Origin of the sequence: Granulicatella sp. 20925_1_45 (genome assembly GCF_041433555.1) — a bacterium.
Classification (GTDB): domain Bacteria; phylum Bacillota; class Bacilli; order Lactobacillales; family Aerococcaceae; genus Granulicatella.
This window is the reverse complement of sequence record NZ_JAPWBR010000008.1, coordinates 1-25914: the sequence shown is the minus strand read 5'-3', so window position 1 is coordinate 25914 and position 25914 is coordinate 1. Positions and strand designations below refer to the sequence as shown.

24 protein-coding genes are annotated in these 25914 nt (G+C 36.2%); all 24 read left to right on the top strand.

The genetic code is table 11. The features are described 5' to 3' along the window. Nucleotides 1-3: 3 nt before the first annotated feature. Nucleotides 4-1734 carry an ATP-binding cassette domain-containing protein gene (locus O3798_RS03915; RefSeq protein WP_371463451.1) on the top strand — a complete coding sequence of 577 codons (1731 nt, stop codon included), beginning with the start codon at nucleotides 4-6 and terminating at the stop codon, nucleotides 1732-1734. Continuing rightward, nucleotides 1718-4609 (top strand): thiopeptide-type bacteriocin biosynthesis protein, encoded by a 2892-nt coding sequence (locus O3798_RS03910; protein ID WP_371463448.1) that lies wholly within the window; start codon nucleotides 1718-1720, stop codon nucleotides 4607-4609. The genes O3798_RS03915 and O3798_RS03910 overlap by 17 nt, the downstream gene beginning before the upstream one ends. Next, nucleotides 4575-5462 (top strand): ATP-binding cassette domain-containing protein, encoded by an 888-nt coding sequence (locus tag O3798_RS03905; protein WP_371463446.1) that lies wholly within the window; start codon nucleotides 4575-4577, stop codon nucleotides 5460-5462. Before O3798_RS03910 ends, O3798_RS03905 begins: the two co-directional genes overlap by 35 nt. Before the next feature lie 11 nt (nucleotides 5463-5473). Continuing rightward, the gene (locus O3798_RS03900) at nucleotides 5474-6661 is read left to right on the top strand and encodes a hypothetical protein (RefSeq protein WP_371463444.1); all 1188 of its coding nucleotides are present in this window, start codon (nucleotides 5474-5476) and stop codon (nucleotides 6659-6661) included. Continuing rightward, nucleotides 6648-7628 carry a hypothetical protein gene (locus tag O3798_RS03895; protein WP_371463442.1) on the top strand — a complete coding sequence of 327 codons (981 nt, stop codon included), beginning with the start codon at nucleotides 6648-6650 and terminating at the stop codon, nucleotides 7626-7628. The genes O3798_RS03900 and O3798_RS03895 overlap by 14 nt, the downstream gene beginning before the upstream one ends. 551 nt (nucleotides 7629-8179) lie before the next feature. Continuing rightward, on the top strand, nucleotides 8180-9970 hold the full coding sequence (locus tag O3798_RS03890; protein ID WP_371463440.1) for an oligopeptide ABC transporter substrate-binding protein: 1791 nt from the start codon (nucleotides 8180-8182) through the stop codon (nucleotides 9968-9970). Nucleotides 9971-10168: 198 nt separating this feature from the next. Further along, the gene (locus O3798_RS03885; RefSeq protein ID WP_371463517.1) at nucleotides 10169-11944 is read left to right on the top strand and encodes an oligopeptide ABC transporter substrate-binding protein; all 1776 of its coding nucleotides are present in this window, start codon (nucleotides 10169-10171) and stop codon (nucleotides 11942-11944) included. A gap of 312 nt (nucleotides 11945-12256) precedes the next feature. Continuing rightward, the gene (locus tag O3798_RS03880) at nucleotides 12257-13258 is read left to right on the top strand and encodes an ABC transporter ATP-binding protein (RefSeq protein ID WP_371463439.1); all 1002 of its coding nucleotides are present in this window, start codon (nucleotides 12257-12259) and stop codon (nucleotides 13256-13258) included. Beyond that, nucleotides 13258-14202: an ABC transporter ATP-binding protein gene (locus tag O3798_RS03875; RefSeq protein WP_371463437.1), complete on the top strand. Its 945-nt coding sequence runs from the start codon at nucleotides 13258-13260 to the stop codon at nucleotides 14200-14202. The genes O3798_RS03880 and O3798_RS03875 overlap by 1 nt, the downstream gene beginning before the upstream one ends. Nucleotides 14203-14204: 2 nt before the next feature. Beyond that, nucleotides 14205-15167 (top strand): oligopeptide ABC transporter permease, encoded by a 963-nt coding sequence (opp4B, locus tag O3798_RS03870; protein WP_371463435.1) that lies wholly within the window; start codon nucleotides 14205-14207, stop codon nucleotides 15165-15167. Nucleotides 15168-15185: 18 nt separating this feature from the next. Then, the gene (locus O3798_RS03865) at nucleotides 15186-16106 is read left to right on the top strand and encodes an ABC transporter permease (protein ID WP_371463433.1); all 921 of its coding nucleotides are present in this window, start codon (nucleotides 15186-15188) and stop codon (nucleotides 16104-16106) included. 135 nt (nucleotides 16107-16241) lie between these two features. Then, nucleotides 16242-16997 (top strand): CPBP family intramembrane glutamic endopeptidase, encoded by a 756-nt coding sequence (locus O3798_RS03860; protein ID WP_371463431.1) that lies wholly within the window; start codon nucleotides 16242-16244, stop codon nucleotides 16995-16997. 218 nt (nucleotides 16998-17215) lie between these two features. Next, nucleotides 17216-17650, top strand: coding sequence for a hypothetical protein (locus O3798_RS03855; RefSeq protein WP_371463429.1), 435 nt, complete (start codon nucleotides 17216-17218; stop codon nucleotides 17648-17650). Continuing rightward, nucleotides 17634-18065 carry a NusG domain II-containing protein gene (locus O3798_RS03850; RefSeq protein ID WP_371463427.1) on the top strand — a complete coding sequence of 144 codons (432 nt, stop codon included), beginning with the start codon at nucleotides 17634-17636 and terminating at the stop codon, nucleotides 18063-18065. The genes O3798_RS03855 and O3798_RS03850 overlap by 17 nt, the downstream gene beginning before the upstream one ends. 178 nt (nucleotides 18066-18243) lie before the next feature. Next, complete coding sequence (locus O3798_RS03845; RefSeq protein ID WP_371463425.1) at nucleotides 18244-18387, top strand: hypothetical protein; 144 nt, start codon at nucleotides 18244-18246, stop codon at nucleotides 18385-18387. 194 nt (nucleotides 18388-18581) lie between these two features. Further along, on the top strand, nucleotides 18582-19157 hold the full coding sequence (gene rsmD / locus O3798_RS03840; RefSeq protein WP_371463423.1) for a 16S rRNA (guanine(966)-N(2))-methyltransferase RsmD: 576 nt from the start codon (nucleotides 18582-18584) through the stop codon (nucleotides 19155-19157). Between the two features lies 1 nt (nucleotide 19158). Further along, the gene (coaD, locus tag O3798_RS03835; RefSeq protein ID WP_371463421.1) at nucleotides 19159-19692 is read left to right on the top strand and encodes a pantetheine-phosphate adenylyltransferase; all 534 of its coding nucleotides are present in this window, start codon (nucleotides 19159-19161) and stop codon (nucleotides 19690-19692) included. Next, nucleotides 19679-20722, top strand: a complete 1044-nt coding sequence (locus tag O3798_RS03830) for a SepM family pheromone-processing serine protease (protein ID WP_371463419.1) — start codon at nucleotides 19679-19681, stop codon at nucleotides 20720-20722. The genes coaD and O3798_RS03830 overlap by 14 nt, the downstream gene beginning before the upstream one ends. A 59-nt stretch (nucleotides 20723-20781) precedes the next feature. Then, nucleotides 20782-21414, top strand: a complete 633-nt coding sequence (locus O3798_RS03825; protein WP_371463417.1) for a helix-hairpin-helix domain-containing protein — start codon at nucleotides 20782-20784, stop codon at nucleotides 21412-21414. Beyond that, on the top strand, nucleotides 21411-23738 hold the full coding sequence (locus O3798_RS03820) for a DNA internalization-related competence protein ComEC/Rec2 (protein WP_371463415.1): 2328 nt from the start codon (nucleotides 21411-21413) through the stop codon (nucleotides 23736-23738). The genes O3798_RS03825 and O3798_RS03820 overlap by 4 nt, the downstream gene beginning before the upstream one ends. 47 nt (nucleotides 23739-23785) lie before the next feature. Beyond that, nucleotides 23786-24817: a DNA polymerase III subunit delta gene (gene holA / locus O3798_RS03815; protein ID WP_371445321.1), complete on the top strand. Its 1032-nt coding sequence runs from the start codon at nucleotides 23786-23788 to the stop codon at nucleotides 24815-24817. A gap of 142 nt (nucleotides 24818-24959) precedes the next feature. Next, the gene (gene relB / locus O3798_RS03810) at nucleotides 24960-25178 is read left to right on the top strand and encodes a type II toxin-antitoxin system RelB family antitoxin (protein WP_371463411.1); all 219 of its coding nucleotides are present in this window, start codon (nucleotides 24960-24962) and stop codon (nucleotides 25176-25178) included. Next, nucleotides 25178-25453 (top strand): type II toxin-antitoxin system RelE/ParE family toxin, encoded by a 276-nt coding sequence (locus O3798_RS03805; RefSeq protein ID WP_371463409.1) that lies wholly within the window; start codon nucleotides 25178-25180, stop codon nucleotides 25451-25453. Before relB ends, O3798_RS03805 begins: the two co-directional genes overlap by 1 nt. A gap of 9 nt (nucleotides 25454-25462) precedes the next feature. Beyond that, nucleotides 25463-25738: a hypothetical protein gene (locus O3798_RS03800; RefSeq protein ID WP_371463407.1), complete on the top strand. Its 276-nt coding sequence runs from the start codon at nucleotides 25463-25465 to the stop codon at nucleotides 25736-25738. Nucleotides 25739-25914: the final 176 nt, after the last annotated feature.

Genomic DNA, 25914 nt, shown 5'->3' with positions numbered 1-25914 from the left:
CTTATGAATAAAATTATTCGAACGGTTCATTATTTATTGAATATCTCAAAGTATCGTTTTTTCTTATCAGTTATTCTATCTTGTAGTAGAAGTTTGTTGCCATTAATTCAAATATATTTAATGCAGCAAATTGTTAATTTAATATCTGTTAATCAATCGTTATTAACTTCTAAAGAACTGTATAATGTAATATTAATTTATACATTTGCTTTAATTCTAGAACTAATTTGTGGAAAAATAGCAGAATACAATATTATGCATTTTAGAACGGAAATAGAACTAAGTTTTACTGAGGAAATATTAACGAAGGTTTGTTATTTAAGTTTATCTTCGTTTGAAGAGTCAGATGTTCAAAATAAGGTTCGGAGAATCTGCAGTTTTGGTTCAAGTACAATCTATACTACACTTAATTTTGTACTGGAGATAATAATTAATTCAATAGTATTATTTGTTTCAGTTATCTATGTTATAAACATTGATACTAATTTGCTCTTCCCTTTATGTATAGTATCAGCGTATTCTTCATTAAAATTTATAGATGTAAGTAAAAAAAATTATGAAATTGATTTTTTACAGACAGAACAAAGAAAAGAAAATTGGTATTTCAATTTTTTGATAACGCAGAATAAATCTTTTAAGGAATTAAAAGTTTTCGGTGGTGTTAACAAAATTATAAAGAAAATCAAATCAAATATAATGAAATTTTTTAGTGATGAAAAGTATTTGTTTTGGTATAGTCTAAAAAAAACGGGATTATGGCAAGTATATAATATTATAATTGTTATTTATGTATTAATTCGTTTTTCTTCAAACGGAAACTTTAATGTAGGAGATTTGTTAGCTACTATTCAAATTGTTAATAAATATTTAGGGGCTAGTCAAAGTATGTTGTCAAGTATTACTACATTTAACGAGAAAAAACTACTCTTAACAGAAGTGTTTGATTTTCTTGATTCACGAGAAGTAAATAGTCGAGATGATTTTAATCCTGAGTCGTTTAAAAAAATAAGTATAATTCATGGAAGTGTGAAATGTTCGGATACAATAATACTTGAAGAAATTCAACTCGATTTAGAAGAAGGAAATGTCTATTTTGTGGTAGGTGAAAATGGTGCGGGGAAAACGTCTTTAATTAAGTGTTTATGTGGGCTGTACGAATTAGAAAAAGGAACAATGTACTTAGATGATAGGGTAGTAAGAAAAAGTGAAGAATTATTGAATTATTCTTCGGTGCAGTTTCAAGATTTTACTGAATTAGAGATGGATGTTATTGATAATATATATTTTTCTGCCGAGGAGAAAGATAGTGTTGTAACTTCAAGAGTTTTATGCCAGGTTGGCCTAAACACAAAAATTAATTCTTTACCTCAAAAGGAAAGAACTAGACTTGGGACATGGTTTTCTAATAGTGTTAATCTTTCGGGCGGGGAATGGCAAAGGTTAGCGATTGCTAGAGCTTTATCACGAGACGCAAAGATTTATTTGTTTGATGAACCAACATCGATGCAGGATTTATTCTCGAAAGAGAGAATAATAAAAATACTTCGTAAGCTTAGTAAAAATTCGATAGTAGTTATAATAAATCATAACATTGAAAATTTAAGACCAGAAGATAAAGTAATTTTTATATCAAATAAAATTGTAAATAATGTACAAATTCATCAGCAATTAATAGAAGACAATCATGAATATGCAGAATTCGTAAGGAGGGGTTCGAATGAAAAAAATTCATGATGAATTTTTCTTTAGAAAATCGTTGTTTACACCGAGTATGTATTTTTCTTTCTCTGATAATATGATAATTGATAATAAAAAATTTCAATTGGCTATTTATTTAAATTCACCTATTCTATACCAATCAATATTTATGGTGGAAGAAAAATTGAAAAAAAGTGAAGAAATATTACATAAATATTTTTCTAGGTGCTGTTTTAGAAATACTCCTTTTGGGTATTTTTCAGGAGTAGGTAAGGGAGAGTTTGGAGAAAAAAGCTCAGAAGAAATAATTGCTACACCATATTTAAATGTTGATTCAAATTGGATAAACAAGATAGTGCAGCTGATTGAAAATGATTCTTTGGTTTTTAGTAAACTTTATGTTTATCATAATATTAATTTAACTCAGGAAGGCGAATATTATCATGTATTATGTCCGTTTATAACAAGCGGAGAACCACAATATAAAATTATTAAGCGAACGGATTTGTTGTCAAAAATAGTAGATGTAACGGGGAAACCAATTAAAATAGAGTTAATTGTTAATTTGTTACTTAAAAGTTATGAAAAAGAAGACGATGACTTATTTAAAGAGAAATTAGAGTCGTATATAAAAAAATTATTAGCTGAAGGTTTTTTGATTTCAACATTAAGAAATGAAACGTCATTTAAAGATCATTTGTCGATTTTAGTGGGAGAGTTAGAAAATATTGGTTTATGTCAGCATGAATTATTTATTAAATTGTTAAATTTGGAAAAATTAATAAAATCATTTAATGAGGAAAATAATAAAACCTTGGGAAGGGTTAAACAAATTGACGTGCACGCGCAGTCATTATTGAATGAACAACCAGTTTTGTTTGCGGATACACTGTTTTCAGAAATACAGTTGCCTGTGGAATTTAAACACAATGTAGAGAGAACAAGTAATGTTATTGAGTTATTTATGTTTAAAAACAATTATGATATTCCATACAACAATATCGTTAGTTTTATTCAAAAACGATATAGTGAATTTGATTTTATCCCACTCACAGAGCTTTTGTTTTCTGATTTTAGTCTTCAAGAATTAGATATACTACCAAAACAGAGTGAAGAAGAAGATATTGAGTCTATCTTGGGAGACTTACAATTGCGTCTACAAAGAACACAATTAAGAAAAGAAAAAGAGCTTGTTTTGGAAGACGATTATATTGAATGGCTTTCTAAAAAAAGAAGAGAAAAGCTGGATATTAATTATGATTTGACTTTAAAATTTTATGAATTTAACGGAAAAGACATTGTTGAATTTGAAAATAGATTATCGGGGGGACAAGTGTGTTCATTAATGGGTAGATTCTTGTATTTATTTAATGATTCAAGAATAGTAGATTCGTATTTAAAAGAACGTTATAAGGATATAGTGGGATATTCTGTAGTTAATTCTATATCTCCTTCAAATAATCTTGGATTATCTATTCCCATATTTAAAAATAACATTTCAATTGATACTCAATCCAATGATGCCAAATTATTTTTTAAGGATATTTCAGTAACCTTAGTAGATGGGTGCATTACTTTAATTAATAATAATACTCTAAAGAATGTTGGAGTTGGCCAATTAGACTCGTTAAATGTTTTAAATATGGGAAGGATAAGTCAATTTTTATTTTTAATGAGTAACGAACTTGAAAATAGTAGTTTCTCTATATTTCATTTACTTGAAAAAAGATTCAATCTTTATATACCAAGAATTAGATATCGAAATATCATATTGGCACCTGCAAAGTTTGCTGTTAGTAAGCAGATACTAGGTGTTGAAAGTTTATCATCATTTAATGAATTTAAATCTGCAGTAAATAAATGGAAAAAAGAGTTTGATGTTCCACGTTTTATAAAGATTGAACTTGAAAATGTGATGCTTGTATTAGATTTAGAAAACGAACTTGACTTAAGTGAAATTTTTAAACAACTAAATAAAAGAGAATCTGAGTATATTCTTTGGGGAGAGGAATATTTTTGTGGTAAAGCGATTGAGAATATAACAGAAATGGAAAGTATAGATTATACATTTCATATACTTAACACAAATGAACGCTTAAGGTCAGGGGATAAAATATTTCCTGTTAAAAGTGAACCTCATAAAATTGACAATAATACTTTGTCGATGAAAATTTATTTAAGGAAGGAATATGTAAATAGAACACTAGATATAATCTATGAATTCATTGAAAGTAGAGATTTTAAATTTAAATTATTCTTTATAGTTTATAGTGATCCAAAATTCCACTTGAGAATTCGATTCCAACTTAAAGATTGTTATGCACCTTTTAAATTTGTAGAAGAATTAAAACTATTTTTAAGGGATAGAATCAGTATTAGTCAAATAGTGATTGATGAGTTCTTTCCAGAAATTAATCGTTATGGTGGAGAAAAATATAGTCCAATCGTTTATAATTATTTTTGTGAAGAAAGTAATTTAATTGCGGAGTTGAATAAGAAAAAATATTCTGAAGTAGAGTATTTGAATATTATATTTGATATTTTTGATATGTTGTCCGATGTATTTCAAATTAAAGAAGAGAAATTGATAAGAGTACTTCAAGAGTTACATGAACACAGAACGTTCGAAACTGTTAGAAATAATTTAAAGAAAATGTTAAATACTCGAAAATGTTATAGATTTCATGCCGAGCTTAAAATCGCGATTGATAAATTGATGAAATACTCAAAGAATATTGAAGGGGAACCAGAAAAGATAATGACTTCAATGTTTCATATGTTAATCAATAGATTTAGTATTTTTGAAATCCCTTCAGAACAGGAAATTTATGCTTTGTACGAAAAAATCCTAATCAGAAGAAAGGCGATGCAACAAGATGGACAAAATGAAATCTCTAAAAATAAATATTGAACAGTTTTCATATACTCCATCTAATCCTATATTTTTAAAAAATAAAATTGAGATTGGGTTAGGTGAGATTGTTGGAATAGTAGCACCTAATGGGTATGGGAAAAGTACCCTAATGGATATCATAGCTGGAAATATCGTTTCTCCAAATTGTGAGATTCAGTATAGTGGGTTAAATGCGGGAATGAATATCAAGTATAAGGCTATTGTTACAAAAATGCTTGAGCCGATGGATTTATATGAACAATTAACTGGCCGTGATCATATGGAACTATTTGCATCCAGTTGGGGGAAGAAGGAAAAAGATATCATTCAAATTGAAGAACTACTCGGAATGAATAACTATATCAAGAAGAAGGTCAGTGTATATTCCTTAGGGATGAGACAAAAGTTATGTTTAGCTTTATGTTTGATTAGTGGTGCGGAAGTGTACTTGTTTGATGAAGTTCTCAACGGTTTAGATCAAGAAAATGTTAAAAAGGTTGAATCTGTTATTTTTGACTTAAAGAATAACGGGAACATTGTGCTTTTAGCTTCCCATTTATTAGAAAATCTCGATGAATGCTATGACCGCGTACTCTTCTTGAAAGATGGTAAATTAATTGATGTAAAAGCAGTTGATCTCAATCGTAATAAGAAATTGGTAGTAAAATTTATTGATGAGTTACATTTAAAACGTTATAAGAATCCGTATCCAGTAGAGTTGTTAGCTGACAATAAAATTGTTTTTTCTCCTCAAAATAATAGTGAAATAAAGATAATTTTGGATGGATTATTAGAAGAAAACTCTGGAGTCACTTCAATATCGTTGGGAAGAGAAAAAATCAGTATGATTTATAGAAGCCTGTACGGTTAGGGGTGGTTTTTATGCTTAGTTTCATATGGAAAATCATGTTTGATTGGAAAACTCTTTTAAAGAGAATGATGATTTTTTTGATTATGGCGATTGTGATAATTCTTCCTAAAATTAAAACTGATGATGAAATTATGGAAGAATATCGAAATGGCGCAATGATGACTTTACAAATAAATAAACGGGTTGAAAATTTGAAAAAATCAGGGGAAGAGAAGGGAAAGGATTATCATCAATATTATGAGTTTATTCATAATACTAACCTAGCTAATCAAAGTCTACTAGACAATAATCTAAGTGATTATTTACTATATTTTAGTAATGCTGCTAAATATGGCGAAACAGTATATGAAATTTTTCCAGAATTTTTTGGGTACGGAAGTATTGCAATGGAAGTAGATGATGTTCCTATTAAGACGGCTAAAGAGAATGTGAAGAGAAGTTTCATTAGAGACTATCATAAATTGGAATTTTATAATTCTAAACTCAAAGAGTTGTCTTTTCCTGATGTGCTAAGAAGTGATTTTTATGAAATAATTGGCGAAAATAAATTGTTTTCTAATTTCTTTCTTATTTTATTTCTAATAGTAGTACTAATGATGGACCTTATTTTAAGTTTTGAGGTAAAAGATTCTGTTTGGAGAACTATACCTAAATCCTTTGTTTCGTATCAAATTAAGAAGAAATTGATTTCTACGTGCTTAGTATTTGGTGTGCAAGTTTTCGTAGCGATACTTGTGTTTGTTATGTTACTTCTTACTAAGACTATCAATCCACACATAGTTCCATCAATTGTAATTTTTAGTATGAATAATGAAGCAACAAGTGTTTCAGTGTTCTACTTCATGATTCCTATTTTATTTATTGTATTCTTGCTAGATTTATTGTTTATAATGATGGCCACCATCCTATTTCAAATCACAAGATCTAAAATTTTTTCCTCATCTTTAATACTATTTGTACTTTTTTTAGAAAGAATGATGATTCACTCTTCAATGCACCAATATTTTCCAGCGTTGAGTCCAATCTATTATATTGATACGGTGTCTGCTCTAAATGGAAATAAATCACTAATCTACAATTATCCTTTTAGTTATATAGATGCGTGCAAGAGCATATTTATGTATATTTGTTTGCTATTTATTTTGCTAATCTTAATCATTAAGCAACAAGATAGGAGATGTAAATATGGGAATAAGTAGATGGGTACATAAACTAATATACAAGACGACACTGATTTTTTGTGGATTTGTCTTACTTTTGTTAAGTGGGTTGTTTATATTTGAATCAAGTGTCGGAACTGATGCTATATTTCTGAAAGAAGATTATCAAATTAAGGAAATAGTATTGCAAAATCTAACGGATATTGAAAATAGTGGAGAGACGATTAGTGATGAACTTAATGAACAAGTGCAACATTTCAACTTCGTAAGCAGTAATTTGTATATTGCGTACCGTAATGATAATTATTCCAAATTAAGAGAATTTAATAATCAGAGGGTTGAAAGTGTTGATAGCTTATTAAGTGTATTGCCTGAAACAATGAGGGAAAGAATTGCAGCTCTAAAAGCAGGTGTAGAAAAGTCTGCAAAAATAATGGATTATCTAATCGAACACAACATCAACCTTAAAAAGTATAACAAAGTAGCCCCGTTTTTGGAGGTGGCTATAAAGCTATTGCTTATTAGTGTTCTATTGATGATAAGTGTAGTAATAATTAATAGAGAAATGGAGATAAATGATAGAAAAGCGAAACTTTATAGAATAATCCCAATATCTACTAATAAAATTAATCAGAGTAGACTGTGGAAGTATCTCTCACATTTATTCTTAATTCCATCTGTTTTCTATATTTTACTACTTGAATTGTTTAGCAGAGTGTTATTGCAAGAGTCCATATTTGTAATACCTATTACTGTTTTTAGCAAAATTCAAGGAAGTTGGAATATTATTTCGCTAAGGGAAATTATTATTCCTATGATTCTATATCAATCTATTGTAATAGTAGTTATTTTTTATGGTATGGCCAAGATAAAGATTGTAAAGAAATCGTTAATAACCAATATTATAGAGTTAGGGTATTTTCTTTCAATCATTAATACAAGTGAGTGGGTCAACTTTTTGCCAACTAGTTGGATTTCGTTTTATCATTTTCTGACATTTTTTTAAATGTAAAACATTATTATAAAGAAAGGAGGGAAATAAAATGGATGATCTTTTCAACTTGGAAATTAAAATTTCCGAAGGAGAACGCCCAACAGCTCAACCAAGTACAAGATATTATTGTCCTACATTTACACCAGTACCGACAGGTTCCTGCAGTGAATACTGCCCATCTGCCTACAAGGTTTGTACTTATCCAAGGAGTAAAACGTGTATGATTGCAGCGAACAATAGAGAAGGCAAATAGTAGTCTATGTATATTTAGTAGTAGACTTTGTATTTGTCCCAGGCGTCTAATTAGTGAAGTAGAGAACTCGGAACTTTGAGTTCTCTACTTTTTAATGTGTCTGGATTTTTTTTATGATTCATGATAACTATGTTTTTTTAATTTTACTGAATGTTTGAGTATTGAATATAATAACTAACATAAAAAAGTGATTTTTGATATTTTACTTGCAAAAAATTAAAATTATGTTAAAATTAACATCAAGTATTAATTTGTCAGACAATTCAATACAAAAAGAAAGTTGAATCGGGTGTCTGAGAGTGGAGGAAAAATGAAAAAGAAAAGTTTAGTATTCTTATCAGCTGCAGCAGCTTTAACATTAGCAGCATGTGGTTCAGAAAACAATAACAGTAGCACTTCTTCAGAAGCATCAAAAGCAGCTTCAAAATCAAAATTCAGTTCAGAAGTGACTCATGAAGGAACAGCGATTGAAGGCGGAACATTAAAATACGCCCTTGTAACACCTACGAAGTTCAGTGGAATCTTCATTGATGAATTAGCATCAAACTCAACAGACTCAACAATTGCGAGTCAAGTTGACCAATCAATGTTCGAATATGATGAAAACCGTAAATTAACAAATACTGGTTTAGCTTCTATCGAATTTGACGTTGAAGGTAAATCTGTAACGATTAAATTAAATGCAAAAGACTATAAATGGTCAGATGGAAAACCATTTACAATCGATGACTATATCTTCGCTATCGAAGCTATCGGTAACAAAGACTACACTGGTACTCGTTACAACGACCGTTACACAAACATCGTAGGGATGAAAGATTTCCACGAAGGAAAAACGGACTCAATCTCTGGTGTTGAAAAAGTGGATGATTACACAGTGAAACTTCACTTTGAAAAAATGTTACCATCAATGCAATTAGCAGGTGGTGCAATTCCAGCATATACAATGCCAAAACACATCTTCAAAGATATCCCTGTAAAAGAATGGGAACAAAGCGAATATGTTCGTGGAGATAAAGTAGTAGGGCTTGGTGCCTTCACTATTGAAAAAGTTGTTGCAGGGGAATCTGTAACATTAGTTCCAAATAAACACTACTATAAAGGTAGTCCAAAATTAAAGAAAGTAGTGATGCAAATTGTGTCACCAAATACAATTGTTTCAGAAATGAAAGCTGGCAACTATGATATTGCTACAATGCCAAGTGCTCAATATGAAGCATTTAAAGATTTAACAAACGTAACTTATGTAAGTTCATTTGCACCATCTTATGAATATATTGCCTTCCACTTAGGTAAATTTGACAAGACTACAGGTAAGAACGTAACGGATCCTAATGCGAAAATGAGTGATGTAAAACTTCGTCAAGCGATGGGGTATGCATTAGACATCGATGCAGCGGGTGAAAGCTTATATAACGGATTAAACTATGGTACGAACTCAATCATCTTACCATTCTTCAAAGACGTATATAATGCTGAGCAAGAAGGATTCGCCTATAACCCAGAAAAAGCAAAACAATTGCTAGATGAAGCGGGATATAAAGACGTAGACGGCGACGGAATCCGTGAAAGCAAAGATGGTTCTAAATTACAAATCAACTTTGCAGCACGTACTCGTGATGATGCCAATGAATCATTAGTGCAACAATACTTACTATGGTGGAAAGAAATTGGATTAGACGTACAACTTTACACAGGTCGTACAATCGAATCAAATAACTTCTACGAAAAAATCCAAGCAGACGATCCAGAAATCGATGTATTCGCGGCTGGATGGGGAGTAGGTTATGATCCAAACCCAGCGAACTTATTCGGTGAAACTGCTAAGTTCAACTTTGCTCGTTACGTAAATGAGAAAGGGACAGAAATCATGAAGAAAATTTCTTCAACAGAAGCTTTTGATGAAGCAAAACTAAAAGATTACTATAAAGAATGGCAAGCTTATGTTAAAGACGAAGCGTTTATTATTCCAACATTAGTAGGAGATAGCGTAACAGCTGTTAATAAACGTGTGAAATACTATGACACTGCTCTTGCAACAAGCGGCTCTAAAGCTCAATTGTATCAATTAGAATTAACTTCTGATACACCAGCTAAATAATGAATTCAAAAAGCCTAGGAGGATTCCTAGGCTTTTTCATTATGAAAAAACTTTCCAAAAATGAGAAATAAATTATGAAAATTAAAAAAAGATTAGAAAAAGTATTGCAATTATTAAAAAGTTGGAGTATGATAAGTCCAACATAAATTTATGGATACACTCAAAAGCCTTAAAATAAAAGAATGGAGACTGATTATGATGAAAAAGAGAAATGTAATGATTCTGTTTTCTGCAACAGCTGCACTAACGTTAGCAGCATGTGGTAGTAAAGAGCAATCATCTTCAACTAGTAGCAATGGCGGAAAAACGAAATACGCTTCTGAAGTCACTCACGACGGGACTCCAATTAAAGGTGGAACATTAAAATACGCAATCGTATCTTCTTCATCTTTCACTGGAATTTTTGCAGATGAGTTATCTGCGGATACAAACGACTCAACGATTGGTGGTTTGGTTGATGAAAGTATGTTCGAATACGATGAAAACCGTAAGTTAACAAATACAGGTCTTGCAAGTATTGAATTTGACGTTGAAAATAAAACAGCAACCGTTACATTAAACTCAAAAGACTATAAATGGTCTGATGGACAACCTGTAACCATCGACGACTACATCTTTGCTTACCAAGCCATCGGTAATAAAGACTATACGGGTGTTCGTTACGATGATGATTATAAAAATGTAGTCGGTATGGAAGAATATCACGATGGAAAAGCAGATAGCGTTTCTGGTCTTGAAAAAGTGGATGATTACACTGTGAAAATTCACTTCAAAGAAATGAGCCCTTCAATGCAATTAGCAGGTGGTTCTGTGTGTGCATACATCATGCCAAAACACATCTTCAAAGATATTCCAGAAGCTGAGTGGGAAAAAAGTGATTATGTTCGTGGAACAAAATTCGTTGGTTTAGGTCAGTTCAAGATTGAATCGATTGTTGCAGGAGAATCTGTGACATTAGTTCCTAACGAGCACTACTTCAGAGGAGTAGCGAAAGTTGATAAAGTCGTAATGGAAGTTGTATCTCCAGACAACATCGTTTCAGAAATGAAAGCTGGTAACTACGATATTGCTACAATGCCAAACTCACAATACGAAGCGTATAAAGATTTAACAAACGTAACATTCCTAGGTTCACAAGCATCTGCATATGAATATATCGGTTTCCACTTAGGAAAATATGATAAAGAAACTGGTAAAAACGTGACAGATCCAAATGCGAAAATGTCCGATGTAAACCTTCGTCAAGCAATGGCATACGCGCTCGATATTGATGCGGCAGGTCAAAACTTGTATAACGGCTTGCAACATTCTTCAAACTCAATCATCATTCCATTCTTCAAAGATGTATATAACAAAGATCAAGAAGGATTCTCATATAACCCAGAAAAAGCAAAACAATTGCTTGATGAAGCGGGATATAAAGACGTTGATGGAGACGGAATTCGTGAAAATAAAGACGGTTCTAAATTGACAATCAACTTTGCTGCACGTACTCGTGACGAAGCGAATGAGTCACTTGTTCAACAATACTTGAACTGGTGGAAAGAAATTGGATTGAATGTTCAATTATATACAGGACGTACAATCGAATTGAACTCATTCTATGATAAAGTTCAAGCGGATGACCCAGAAATCGATGTGTTTGCAGCTGGTTGGTCTACTGGTTACGATCCAAACCCATCAGGATTATTTGGTGAAACAGCACAATTCAACTTCGAACGCTATGTAGATGCTGAAGGAACAGCCATCATGGATAAAATTAGTTCAACAGAATCATTTGATTCAGCTAAAAACGTTGAGTTCTATAAAGAATGGCAAAAATATGTTCACGATAAAGCATTCATCTTCCCAACATTAGTCGGAGAAGAACTTACAGCAGTCAACAAACGTGTGAAATACTACGATGTAAACTTAGGTAGCAAGAAATCTGCGTTATATCAAGTAGAATTAACGAGTGAAACTGGTGCTAAATAAGAATTGGAAGGAGACGAGCTTCGGTTGGTCTCTTTTTGTTTGCACAAAATCTATAAAACCAATGAAAACGCATTAATGACGGGATTTTAGTGAAATTTGAATTTAAAATTAAAATAACATGAGAAAAGTTAATTTTTTGCTCATAAATAATGGTAATCACGCAGGATTCATGGTAAACTAAAAATACGCTGTATCTGCGCTCGAATTGTCATACAATTTGCAATCAGAGAGCATGCAACGTATAATAGAAACGTTGTTTTATTATTTTAAATATTGAAATAGTTAACCAAAGAAAATAAGGAGGAATCGGATTTGACAATTGATAAGCCACTATTAGAAATCAATAACTTACACGTTGGTTTCCGTATCAAAGATGATTTTTATGATGCAGTAGATAATGTGTCATTAACATTAGAAAAGAATGAAATTTTGGCCATCGTTGGGGAATCAGGATGTGGGAAATCTACATTAGCGACAACCATCATGGGCTTACACAACAAAAATAATACAAAGATTACAGGGGACATCATTTATAACGATGTGAACTTAGTAAACTTAAACGAAGCGTTATATAACAAAATTCGCGGAAATGATATCGGTATGATTTTCCAAGATCCATTGGCTTCGTTAAACCCATTAATGACAATTGGTGCTCAAATCGATGAAGCTCTTTATTATCATACAGACTTAAATGAAAAAGAACGTACTGAACGCGTACTTGAATTGTTAGGACAAGTAGGGATTCCAAACCCACAACGTACTTACAAACAATACCCACACGAATTATCAGGTGGGATGCGTCAACGTGTGGTTATCGCGATTGCTTTATCATGTAAACCACCAATCATCATTGCCGATGAACCAACAACTGCCTTAGACGTAACAATCCAAGCGCAAATCTTAGACTTATTAAATGATATCCAGAAAGAAACAGAATCAGGTATCATCTTAATTACTCACGACCTTGGCGTAGTAGCAGAAACTGCGGACCGTGTAGCCGTGATGTATGCTGGACAATTTGTGGAAGTAGCACCTGTTGAAGAGCTATTCACAAATCCACAACATCCTTATACACGTTCATTACTACAATCAATCCCACAAGCGGGAGCAGAAGGTCAAGAATTACACGTGATTCAAGGAACTGTGCCACCATTACCAAAATTACCACGTAAAGGTTGCCGTTTCGCACCACGTATTCCATGGATTTCAGCGAACGCTCACGAAGAGGATCCAACACTTCATGAAGTTGGACCAAACCACTTCGTTCGTTGTACATGTTATAAACATTTCCATTTTGAAGGGGAGGAAGCATAATGAGCGGTTTTGTAACCATTGAAGATTTAAAAGTTCACTATCCGATTCGTAGTGGCTTCTTTAACCGAGTAACGGATTATGTTTATGCGGTAGACGGAGTGTCACTTGAAATTGAAGAAGGGAAAACTTACGGTCTTGTTGGAGAATCAGGTTCTGGTAAATCAACGATTGGTAAAGCAATCATTGGTCTAGAACACGTAACAAGCGGTAAAGTCATTTACGAAGGACAAGACGTAACAAACAAAGCACGTCGTCGTACTTCAGACTACAACCGTAACGTACAAATGATCTTCCAAGATTCACTATCAAGTTTTAACCCTAAAAAACGTATCTTAGATATCGTGGCTGAGCCATTAAGAAACTTCGAACGTTTATCTCCAGATGAAGAGAGAAAACGCGTGATTGAATTAATGGAAATCATCGGATTATCTGAAGAAGCATTATTAAAATATCCACACCAGTTCTCAGGTGGTCAAAGACAACGTATCGGTGTTGCTCGTGCCTTAGCAAGTAACCCTCGTTTAATCATCGCCGACGAACCAGTATCAGCGTTAGACTTATCTGTACAAGCGCAAGTGTTAAACTACATGAAACGCATCCAAGATGAGTTCAACTTAAGTTACTTATTCATTTCCCATGACCTTGGGGTTGTAAAACATATGTGTGATGAGCTATTCATCATGTACCGTGGACGTTTCGTTGAAACAGGGAAAGCGGAAGACATTTACGCAAACCCACAACACATCTATACTAAACGTCTATTGTCTGCGATTCCGGTAATCGATCCAGAAAACCGTGAAGCAAACAAACTTCGTCGTAAAGAAGCTGAGCAATTCTACCAAGAAAATCAAAACTTATACTACGATGAAAACGGTCGTGTGTTTGATTTACAAAAAATCTCAGACTCACACTTTGTTGCATTAAATCCAAAAGGAGGAAAATAATTATGTGGAAAACCATTTTACGTCGTGTGTTATTAATGTTGCCACAAATCTTCATCCTTAGTGTGCTGGCATTCTTAATCGCGAAGATGATGCCAGGGGATCCATTTACAGGTTTAATTACTCCAGAAACGGATCCAAATACAATTGAAGCTTTACGTGTGAAATCTGGATTCTATGATCCACTTCCTGTTCAATATTGGAACTGGATTTCAAAAGCATTCCGTGGAGACTTCGGTCAAAGTTATACTTACAAATATGAAGTAACAAAATTAATCGGACAGCGTATTGGTAACACAGTGTGGTTATCATTACTAACGATGATTCTAACTTACTTAATTGCATTACCATTAGGGATGATTGCAGGTCGTTTCCAAAACAGTTGGGCTGACAAAGTAATCGTAGTATACACATTCATTACTTACTCAATCCCAGTATTCGTATTCGCGTTAGTTCTATTATGGTTATTTGGTTATACATTAGGTTGGTTCCCAACTCGTGGATCTGTCGATTCAGATGTAGTTACTGGAACACTGGGCTATTATGTAAATAAATTCCATCACATGATTTTACCGGCGTTTACGATGGCGATTCTTTCAACTACTGGTACGATTCAATATTTACGTACCGGGGTTATCGATGCGAAGAGCCAAGACTACGTTCGTACAGCACGTGCGAAAGGGGTTCCTGAAAATGTTGTGTTCAACCGCCACATCTTCCGTAACTCAATCTTGCCAATCGCAGCCTTCTTAGGATATGAATTCACTGGTTTAATCGGTGGTTCAGTGTTCATTGAAAACATCTTCTCATATCCAGGGATGGGGGAATTGTTCGTATCATCAATCACAGGACGTGACTACTCAGTAATCTTAGCGTTACTATTACTCTTCGGTACAGCGACTCTTCTAGGTACGCTATTATCTGATATTATCATGAGTATTGTAGACCCACGTGTTCGTGTACAATAATAAAAGGAGGAGTAGCAAATGGAGCAAAATAATGTAAATACAGTTGAAGAAACTGTCGTTGAAGAAAGCACCGTATCTACACCGCCTGCTGGTTTTCAGGTTATTGTACGGGAGTTTTTAAAAGATAAATTAGCGCTTTTCGCGTTAATTTTACTAACGTTGATTTTCTTAATCATCTTTATCGGACCATACTTCATCGACCAAGAAACTGCATTGAAAGTTAATATCTTAGGTCGTTATAAAGCCCCAACAAATGCGCACATTTTAGGGACTGACGAAAGTGGTCGTGACGTTTTAGCCCTCTTAATTATCGGGGCTCGTAACTCAGTATTAATCGGTTTCTCAGTTACAATCTTGACATGTATCATTGGTATCATCGTCGGATTGATTTCTGGTTACTACGGTAAATGGGTGGACACAACTTTAATGCGTGTCGTTGACTTTATCATGATCTTACCAACATTGATGATCATCATCGTGTTCGTAACAGTAATTCCAAACTACACAATGTTCCACTTCGTATTTATCATGACAGCCTTCTATTGGGTAGGTTCTGCTCGTTTATTCAGAACACGTACTCTTCAAGAAGCAAGCTTAGACTATGTAAATGCATCTAAGACATTAGGTTCAAGTGATATCCGTATCATGTTCCGTGAAATCTTGCCAAACTTAAGTTCATTAATTATCGTTAACTTAATCTTACGTTTAGCAGGGAACATCGGTATTGAAACAGGGTTAACTTACTTAGGTTTCGGTTTACCATTTACAACACCATCACTTGGTACATTAATTTCTGCAGCGAAAAATGCAGACATCATCGAAAACAAATTATGGGTTTGGTTACCAGCCACAATCTTAATCTTAATCATGATGTTATGTATCAACTATGTTGGTCAAGCCCTACAACGTGCAGCGGACTCTCGCCAACGTTTAGGTTAATCATAAAAATTAGAGAAGAGATTGAAGGAAACTTCAGTCTCTTTTTTTGTGCGCAAAAACTAGATATAGAAAAGATGTCAAAAATGGTATAATATAGATGGTAATTTAAAAGAGATTTTTATTAGAGGATGAATCATGAAGAGTAAGGCCATTATCAAAATGTATTTAATACCAACACTGCTTCAAATAACGGTTATCGCTGCATTGGTTGGAATACTGAAATTTAGAGGATTTGAATTAGGATATAATTCATTTTTAGGGATACTCTTTATTTCTTTAGCGGGTATATCATCTGCACTTTGGGGAATCGTTTATCAAGTTAAATGTCATTCCAAAAGGCCCTTAGAAATTTTAAAAGATTTTTTCAATATAAAGCAATCTGTAAAAAGCTATACATTAGTACTGATTTTTCTGATATTGGAGTTTTCTTCAGTAATAATCAATAGAGGATTTAAAATAGAAAGTCTATTTCTACCGTTCCTTCTTTTCCTTAAGGCGATTGTATTTGGCGGCATCGAAGAATTAGGGTGGAGATATTCATTTCAACCTGGTTTAGAGAAGAAAATTCCCTATATTGCTTCAACACTGATTACTTTTGTGTGTTGGAGTGTATGGCATCTCTTGTTCTTTTATATTGATGGAAGTTTAGGGAGTATTCATATTCTAGTTTTTTTACTAGGATTACTAACCAACTCATTTATTTTGTCGGCATTATTTGCCTATTCCAACAGTCTATGGATTTGTGTGATGACACATGCACTGATAAATACATTCTCTCAAATGAGTATAAATGATAATATCCTTCTAGATTATATAGCAAAAGCAATTTGTATTTTCTTTGCCGTTTATTTATATCATGTATCCAGAAAGAAAAGGATTTTAGAAAAGTAATAAAAGATTATTTTACGAAACAGTAAACGGAATTGGTTTGCTGTTTTTTAATGAATAGGAATACAAGGGAAGAGAATGAAGTAACTAAAAAATCGGCCAAAATGAAGCAGTTCTTAGTATCTAATAGAGAAGAAAAGTGCAGGATTTCGGTGTTTGGTTGTGAAATAGGAGGGAATCTAGTAAAATAGAATATACAAATGGCGAAAGGAGTGGCCACGATGAAGGTTAGTGAATCATTTGAGACGGTTTTAAAGAATCGTGATTTGAAGCTAGATAAGAAAGATTTAGGCGATGGTGGAATCGCGTTTCTTGGTCTGTATTCAGAAGGAGAAGCCGAGTTTCCGTTTAGCGTCGTTTTCGATGATAGCGAGGACCGTACCGATTACCAAATTACCTATGAAGGAATCGGGAATGGAAGAGACTTTGGCTTAGATTTATTTGATGTGCTCTATTCCATTAATCGCTTGAACCAGGAGTTAGTGGCCTACTATACGCTACTCGTGGATTCAGACGGCGAGCTATTTATTCGCTATGTGGGCCGTGTAACTCCATTTGAAACTTTTACCTTGTATGAATTACTCGTGATTGGTTCAAAAATTGCCTCAGAAGTACGTAGAACATTATTAGAGTTAAAGGATGAGAACGATATTTAAGAAGTATTCCCATTTGATAAAGCCATTCGACATTATTATTGTGCTCGTGTTATTGGCGCTATCATTTTTACCAAATGCCATCTTTGCTTATCAACAAGCAACGAGAAAAGAAGAAGCAAAAATTTACGCGATTCTCACAATTGACGGAGAAGAAATCGAGCGCTTTGAACTCAGTGAAAATACACCGCATGAAGAGTTCATCTATTATCCTCATGACGATCAATATAATATTATTGAAGTCGATGGAACGCGTATCCGTGACAAAGAAGATAATAGTCCAGACCAAATCGCGGTACAAACAGGTTGGATTTCCCAGCCAGGTCAGACCAGTATCTGCTTGCCACATGGGCTGATGATTGAGATTATCTCAACCGAGCCTGCTAATAGTGATAATGACACCATTATCCCGTTATAAAACAATGTAAAGTTCGCTACAGTCGTGGCGAACTTTTTTTCGTTCCCGCGACTGTTCCCGTTCCGAGGAGGAGAGCATTTTGCCAGTAGCCTTTAAGCTGCGCCAAATTACCTAAACTCACACAGCGCATGTATTATTCCATATAGTTTCGTGCATTAATAAGAATGAGAGCACTACTGTGTTAGAATTTCTCTTTGAAGTTGACGATGAGAAGAATCGAGCGGATTTTATAATAGCAGTAATGGGGGATGGCATTCAAAGTGAATTACGTACGCTTGAAAATTTATTTTCTAGAGTACGTTTGAATCTTGAAAGAGCTTGAGACTATGGCTCAAGCCGGTGCCCCATTACAGCTATTATAAAAAAATCCGCAAGGATTCGAATCATCGTCTTAGGCTAACGCTCAAGAAGCACCATAAGAAATCCTTTGCTCAGTCGATGCACTACTTATTTTATAAAAAACTCACGAAAGAGCGCTGGAATATGGTATTATAGTGAAATAAGGAGGAATGCACTGTGCGAATTATTTCAGGAGAATTTGGCGGAAGACGCTTAAAGGCAGTACCGGGCCAAAATACTCGTCCGACGACTGACAAGATAAAAGAATCGCTCTTCAATATTCTTGGCGGTTATTTTGACGGAGGAGTCATGCTCGACATGTACAGCGGAAGCGGAGCCGTTGCCATCGAGGCCGTCTCTCGTGGGATGGACCGTGCGTTTCTATTCGAGAACAATCGCTTAGCGCAAAAGACGATTGAGCAAAATATTGAGATTACAAAATCACCCGAACAATTTCATTTAAAACGACAAAACGTCAAACAAGGACTCAAAACCATTGCGAGTGACCCAGCGTTTGAACCGTTCAAGTTGGTGTTTATGGATCCGCCATATCGCCTGCAAGAAATTGTAAAGGACATTGAGCAGTTGCAGGAGTTGAATCTAGTTTCTCCAGACTGCGTGATTGTCTGTGAGGTGGATAAGGAAGTGCAACTTCCAGAGCGAATTTTAGAATTTGAGCAATATAAGCGCGTGGAGTACGGGATTACAGCCTTAGTGTTCTATGACCGTGCGACTAGCGAAGAGGAGGCTTAAGATGAGAAAAGCGGTAGTAGCAGGAAGCTTCGATCCGATTACGAATGGGCATTTAGATATTATCGAGCGAAGCAGTGAGCTCTTCGATGAAGTCATTGTCGTTTTATCGCATAATGTTCAGAAAAACTATTTATTTTCTTTGGACGAGCGAAAATCACTGGTTGAAAAGGTGATTGCGCATGTACCTAATGCCAGAGTGGTCGCCGTAAGCGGAGGTTTAACTGTAGAAGCAGCGGCACAGTTAGGAGCGAGCGTTCTTGTCCGTGGCGTTCGAAACGCAACCGACTTTGAATATGAAGCGACTCTTGCATCTCATAACCGTGTCCAAAACGGTGATGTTGAGACAGTATTATTACTCAGCAAAGAAGAGTACCGATTTGTAAGTTCGTCAATGATGAAGGAATTAGCTCGATTTGGAGGGGACGTAACACCGTTTGTTCCAAGTGTAGTAGCCGATGCCTTACAAGAAAAATACAAAGATGCGCCTGAACGCACAATAAAAATGGATGAGGAGATAACAGATGTCAAAGGTTAAGAAGATTATTATTGCAGCCTTAATTTTCGTTGTATTAGCGATTGTTGCGATGATTCCAATCCCGTATGTGATTGAATCGCCAGGGACTGCAGAAGAAGTATCCCAATTTTTAACGATTAGTGGATCAAAAGATGAGGATCCAGGTTCTCTCAGGGTGCTGACGGTGTATGTCGAGCAGGCGACCGTTTTAACGTACTTTAAAAAGTTCTTGAAGCACCACGAAATGGTTCCGTCCGAAGAGGTATTCGGGGATTATACACCAGAAGAATTCGATACCTTGCAAGATTTCAGTATGCGTAATGCGCGTTCAAAAGCGGTTCGAGTTGCTTTTGAAGCTGCTGGAAAAACGGTCGAACGACATGTAAATGGTATTTTCGTCACACGTGTGGATCCAAACTCTAATTTCCGTGACAAATTAAAAGTCGGAGATATTATCGAAACGATTGACGGAAAGAGCCCAGGGAATACCGATGAGAGTTTTGAAGATTTAAGAGACTATTTAGCAAGCCTTGAACCAGGACATACGCTCGTCCTTCAAGTGAAACGTGATGATGCAACAATGATGATCAGCGGTCAGTTGAAAATGGATAGCCGTACTGGTGGTATCCGTCTTGGATTTGGCGGGGAAGTGGACGAAGATGTGACTTCTGACCCATCCGTTGAATTTGACCCTCATGGTGTGAGTGGCCCTTCAGGTGGTTTGATGTTCACGCTTGAAATTTATAACCAAATTACGAATAGTCATTTGAAAAACGGACATAATATTGCCGGAACAGGAACGATTGAATTAGATGGAACGGTTGGACGTATCGGTGGAATTGATAAGAAATTAGTGGCTGCGATTGAAGCGGGTGCGACAGTTTTCTTAGCCCCAGACGATGAAATCACGGACGAAATGCGTGCACGTTATCCAGATATTAAATCAAACTATGAAGAAGTCAAAGAAGCGGCTGCGAAGTTAGGAACAGAAATTAAAATTTATCCTGTGAAGACTTTGGATGAAGCCATTGAAATTCTAAAAAATCTATAACCAATGAGTCATTTTTCTCATATCTTTAATTGGAGAAATCTTTTTAAGGAGTGAGAGAAATGGCTTTTTTTGATGAGTGGAAAGAAAAATGGGAGTCGTGGAGTTTGTCGGCCAAGGCTGCTGTCATTGGTGGAATCCTTCTTATATTAGTGGGTGTAGGAGGCTTGTTTTCTAAAAAAGAAGAGTCCGTGGAAGGAACGACAGTGGTAGAGACGACAATGCTGGTAGAAAAGACAGAAGTCAGTACGACGCAAGAAACAGTCATTTTCGTGGATATAAAAGGATCGGTGAAAAATCCGGGAGTCTATCAAATGAAGGTTGGAGATCGTGTAAAGGACGCGCTCGATGCCGCCGGAGGATTGACGGACGAGGCGGATAGCCAGAAAGTGAACTTAGCGAAGCGGATAGAAGATCAAATGGTGATTGTTGTACAAAAAGTTGGAGAAGAAGCTGAGGAAATTCCAGCAGGAGCAACAAGTAAAGAAGAAGCTAAAGAAGGAAAAGTGAATATTAATACGGCAACGGTGGAAGAGCTGAAGACATTGAAGGGTGTCGGCGAGAAGAAGGCGGAGGCGATTATTGAATACCGCAAGAAAAACGGTTCGTTTCAAACAAAGGAAGATTTAATGAAAGTCCGAGGAATTGGTAAGAAGCTCTTCGAGTCCTTTCAAGAAAGGATTGTGACGCAATGAGTTACTGGATACTAGCAGTGCTTGTAGCGTCTAGCATCGTTGTATTCGAAGGGTCAGTCGCATGGTGGATTGTCCCTTTATTCATCATTGTTGTGGCGTGGAAACGAGGGCACGAGACATGGAAAAGAGTGCTCGGTATCGTGCTATGTGTAGCGGTAGGGCTGCGGTTATTTTTATATATACGTGAAGTAACGCATCCGTCTTTTACCGTTGATGATGCGATTACTGGGCAACTCGTATTAAACCCGAATCAATTAAAGGTGAATGGCGATTTAGTAACCGGAACTGCCACGCTGGAAGCTGGAACGAAGCACGAGAAAGTTTTCTTCTATTATGTACTCGAGTCGGAATCTGAGCAACGAGCCTTCTTGCAGTTACGTCAAGTGGTGCGTGTCTCGTTTGAAGGGACCATTGAAGAAATCGAGCATGCACGCAATAAAGGGAATTTTGATGCAAAAAACTATTATCTTAGTCTTGGCGTGATGCACGCTTTGAAGGTTGAACGATTGAATTCTGGGATGAAGAGTGTTCCAGGGTTCTGGAGCTTTGTGGAATATCTTCGCTCTTGGTTGTTGCAAGGGGTACGTTCTCAAAAAGACAGCCGCATGAAACAATATACGCTTGCCTTACTCTTAGCGGACCGAACTGGATTTATCGAAGAAGAGTGGGAGCAATACAAACAGCTTGGTCTCTTGCATCTTTTAGCGATTTCGGGATTACATATCTCCTTAATGGTCGCTTGCATCAAACGGCTCTGTTGGCGAATCGGCATTACTAGAGAGAAAACGCGGGGCTTACTGGTTCTTTTTGTAGTGCTCTACGGATTTGTGATTGGTTGGAATATTAGCGGTACCCGTGCTATTGGAATGGTGGTGATTGCTGCCGTATCCAAACCATTCATCAAGAAACGGGGGAGCACGCAGATGGACTGCCTTTTGTGGATGGTGATAGCGTCTATTCTGGTTTGGCCAGGGATTCTTTTAAATATAGCCTTTCAACTCAGTTATGGATTAACGGCCATTATTATTTTTCTTTCGAAATGGCAACGCGCTGTTTTGCCTCGCATTCGCGCTAATTTGTGGGTGCCGATTGGGATGAGTCTGATTGCATTGCCTCTTCTGTGCCAGTATTTCTTTTATTGGAACGCACTGAGTATTCTTTTGACTGCGCTCTTTTCGATGCTATTTGAAATGCTGCTATTTCCGTTATTGACGGCCTATTTATTCGCAGTATTGTTAAGTTTTGCGCCGCTAATAGAAGTTCTAACAACGGTTGGAGAAGGGATTCTCTCTGGGGTCTCAAAGGTTCTTACCTTTTGCCAGCAGTTGTCCTTTACAAAATTCACACTGGGGATTTGGGACAAGTGGGAAGTAGTTCTCTTTCTAACGATTCTTATTGCGATAGGAATTTTATTCGAGCTACGAAAGATGACGATAAAAAAAGGCGTCCTTGGGGGACTAGCCATACTAGCGCTATTGATGGAAGTGCCCTATCACTGGGGAACGGAACTCGTGATGGTGGACGTTGAACAAGGGGACTCCATCCTTCTTTTAGCGCCGGGGTGGAATCAGGCGACGCTCATTGATACAGGGGGACTCTCTGATTTTAAACAGAAAGAGGCGTGGCGGCACAGGAAGAAAAAAGACCAAGGGATCACCACAGTTGTGCCAGCCTTGCAAGCAGAGGGGCTCTCGGAGCTCTCACAAGTCATGTTGTCTCACGGGGACGAAGACCATGTTGGAAACTTAAAAACCATCGCCAAGCATCTCACTATCCGACAGCTCATTATCGGGAAAGGCATGGAGAAAATTCCACTGATGCAGGAAATGAAAAAGAAGTATCCAAAGATTCAGTGGCGATTAGTACTCACAGGAGACGAGTGGAAATGGAATGAGACGACGTGGAAGGTGTTATGGCCAAAAGGGTTATCTCATGCGGAAAATGAAGACTCGATACTGGCGCTAGTGACAGTGATGAAGCAGACGATTCTTCTAACAGGAGACGCTTCAGAGAAGGTGGAAGAGGCTGTCGTTCAGGCGAATCCAAACTTGCGGTTCTCAATCCTTAAAGCGGGGCATCACGGGAGCAGGACATCGAGTGGCGAGGCGCTGCTTAAACTCGTTCAGCCAAGGCTCGCGTTCATATCGTGTGGGAAGCACAATCACTATGGGCATCCCAGTCCAGAGACTTTGGCGCGCTTGAAAGCTACTGGTGCTATCATTTTCCGGACGGACCAAGACGGGCAAATTCGGCTTCGGTTTACCCGCGAAAAATTAGAAGTCACAACAAGGCTTACGAAACGGAAAAAAGAATTGAAACAATAGACAAAGACTCGTTTTCAAGATAAACTAAAACAACAGGAGGCGAAGAAATGGAATTTGAGAAACAGCTCAATCGAATTAAAAAAGGGCAAGTTAGTCTGGTTTATCTCGTTCAAGGGAAAGAACCGTACTTACAAGAGCTTGCACGTAAAGTATTTTTGGACACCATTGTCGCTCCTGAAGATCAAGATTTGAACGTGGGACGATTCAATATGGATGAAGTGTCCGTTCAAACCGCGGTTCAAGATGCGGAGTCTGTGCCATTTTTTGGAGACCGCAGATTGGTTATGATTGATAATCCAACGTTTTTAACAGGGGAGAAGGAAAAGAAATCCATCGACCATCAGTTGGACCGCCTACAAGCATATTTAGAAAATCCGATGGACAGTTCGGTGATGGTCTTCTTTGCGCCGTACGAAAAGTTGGACCAACGTAAAAAAATCGTGAAACAGTTGAAGAAGGTTGCCGTTCTTCTGGATGCAAGCGAACTTTCAGAACGCGATGTGAGACAATACATCAAGGACTATTTACGTTCGCAACAATATGGCATTCAAGAAGAGGCGTTAAACACTTTACTCCTCAAAACACAATACTCGCTTACTACTTGTATGAAAGAACTGGATAAATTAATGGTTGCCGAAATTGGAACGTATTCCATTCGACTTGAAACCGTCGAGGCATTAGTGGCAAAGACCTTGGAGCAAAGCATCTTTGATTTTGGAGAAGCCATCCTGAACAAAGACAGCAAACGTGCCCTTCAAATTTATCACGATATGTTATTGCAAAAAGAAGACCCAATCAAAATGAACGCGATTCTATTAGGCCAATTCCGCCTATTGCTTCAAGTGTCGTATTTGAAAAAAGCCGGCTACCAAGAACCCGAAATTCAAAAGACACTTGCGGTGCACCCGTATCGTGTCAAACTCGCGCTGAACCAATGCCGTCGCTACGGAACACCCTTATTGGAAGCAGCTTTCCAGCAATTAGTCGAAACCGAGTACGCATTGAAAACCAGCGTCGGCATCAAAGAAATGCAATTGGAATGGTTCATCCTCCAATTTTGCGGCCAAAGAACGTTATAATTAGTCTGTTTGAAACGTCGATATCTTATTAAAGATTTCGGCGTTCAGTTGTTTGTAAATAATTATCTAATTTTAATTAAAATTTGAGTTGAATTAATAAAAATATGTGGTACAATGTATATACAATTAAGGAGGGGTTAAAATGAGTACAATTTCATTACGTTTAAATAAAGAAGAAGAACGCCTTTTTAAAAATTATGCAGACTTTACCGGAGAAGGATTAACGACCCTATTAAAGAAAGCATTAACTGAAAAAATTGAAGAAGAATATGATTTACAAGCTGTAAAAGAGTACGAAAGTGCTAAAGCAAATGGAGAAGTTATATTAGTTGGCCATGAGGAATTCTGGGGAGACTTATAATGAGGTACACACTTTCTTATGATAAACGTCTCAAAAAGAAAATTAAAAAATTAGATAATGGAACCAAAGTGATCTTAAAAAAATGGATTGAAAAAAATTTGATGGACTGTGAAGAGCCTAGAAGTAAGGGGAAACCTCTGCGTGGAACTTTGTCAAAATATTGGAGATATAGAATTGGAGATTATAGATTAATTGTAGAAATCGAAGATGACCAATTAAAAATTATAGCATTTGAATTTGCTCATAGAAGCAGTGTTTACAAATTTATGAAATAGGAGAAAACAATGGAGTTACTAATCGTTATCATCGCTGTCGTTTTAGTAGCGGTAGTTGCTCTGATGTTCCGCACAAAACCAAATACCAGCGGAGCGGTGGAACAAATACCATCAACACAAGAGAGTACACCAGTAGAAGAAGCGTACATCCCAGAAGAATTAGAAGAGTACTTACGCGAATTGAAACGCAATGGCCAACCGATTCAAGCTATTCAAAAATTACGTAACGTAACAGGAATGAGCTTGTCAGAAGCCAAACAATTTGTCGACGACATCATCATCTAACAATAACAGAGTGCCCAAGCAGGAGACTAAACACCTCTCTCGGGCACTCTTTTTTATTCTCCGGTGCCTTAACATTAATCGGGTACGTTTCTCGGCACAATTTTTTCCCCCGGCCACCCTTTCTTTTCCCCTCCGCCTTCGAATTGATCGGGCTTTTTCTGTTTTTCCGGAGTGGT

Bases quoted from the DNA above. Each gene is read 5' to 3' on its own strand.
- O3798_RS03915 (WP_371463451.1), top strand. From the start codon at position 4: ATGAATAAAATTATTCGAACGGTTCATTATTTATTGAATATCTCAAAG.
- O3798_RS03910 (WP_371463448.1), top strand. From the start codon at position 1,718: ATGAAAAAAATTCATGATGAATTTTTCTTTAGAAAATCGTTGTTTACA.
- O3798_RS03905 (WP_371463446.1), top strand. From the start codon at position 4,575: ATGGACAAAATGAAATCTCTAAAAATAAATATTGAACAGTTTTCATAT.
- O3798_RS03900 (WP_371463444.1), top strand. From the start codon at position 5,474: ATGCTTAGTTTCATATGGAAAATCATGTTTGATTGGAAAACTCTTTTA.
- O3798_RS03895 (WP_371463442.1), top strand. From the start codon at position 6,648: ATGGGAATAAGTAGATGGGTACATAAACTAATATACAAGACGACACTG.
- O3798_RS03890 (WP_371463440.1), top strand. From the start codon at position 8,180: ATGAAAAAGAAAAGTTTAGTATTCTTATCAGCTGCAGCAGCTTTAACA.
- O3798_RS03885 (WP_371463517.1), top strand. From the start codon at position 10,169: ATGAAAAAGAGAAATGTAATGATTCTGTTTTCTGCAACAGCTGCACTA.
- O3798_RS03875 (WP_371463437.1), top strand. From the start codon at position 13,258: ATGAGCGGTTTTGTAACCATTGAAGATTTAAAAGTTCACTATCCGATT.
- opp4B (WP_371463435.1), top strand. From the start codon at position 14,205: ATGTGGAAAACCATTTTACGTCGTGTGTTATTAATGTTGCCACAAATC.
- O3798_RS03865 (WP_371463433.1), top strand. From the start codon at position 15,186: ATGGAGCAAAATAATGTAAATACAGTTGAAGAAACTGTCGTTGAAGAA.
- O3798_RS03860 (WP_371463431.1), top strand. From the start codon at position 16,242: ATGAAGAGTAAGGCCATTATCAAAATGTATTTAATACCAACACTGCTT.
- O3798_RS03855 (WP_371463429.1), top strand. From the start codon at position 17,216: ATGAAGGTTAGTGAATCATTTGAGACGGTTTTAAAGAATCGTGATTTG.
- O3798_RS03850 (WP_371463427.1), top strand. From the start codon at position 17,634: ATGAGAACGATATTTAAGAAGTATTCCCATTTGATAAAGCCATTCGAC.
- coaD (WP_371463421.1), top strand. From the start codon at position 19,159: ATGAGAAAAGCGGTAGTAGCAGGAAGCTTCGATCCGATTACGAATGGG.
- O3798_RS03830 (WP_371463419.1), top strand. From the start codon at position 19,679: ATGTCAAAGGTTAAGAAGATTATTATTGCAGCCTTAATTTTCGTTGTA.
- O3798_RS03825 (WP_371463417.1), top strand. From the start codon at position 20,782: ATGGCTTTTTTTGATGAGTGGAAAGAAAAATGGGAGTCGTGGAGTTTG.
- O3798_RS03820 (WP_371463415.1), top strand. From the start codon at position 21,411: ATGAGTTACTGGATACTAGCAGTGCTTGTAGCGTCTAGCATCGTTGTA.
- holA (WP_371445321.1), top strand. From the start codon at position 23,786: ATGGAATTTGAGAAACAGCTCAATCGAATTAAAAAAGGGCAAGTTAGT.
- relB (WP_371463411.1), top strand. From the start codon at position 24,960: ATGAGTACAATTTCATTACGTTTAAATAAAGAAGAAGAACGCCTTTTT.
- O3798_RS03805 (WP_371463409.1), top strand. From the start codon at position 25,178: ATGAGGTACACACTTTCTTATGATAAACGTCTCAAAAAGAAAATTAAA.
- O3798_RS03800 (WP_371463407.1), top strand. From the start codon at position 25,463: ATGGAGTTACTAATCGTTATCATCGCTGTCGTTTTAGTAGCGGTAGTT.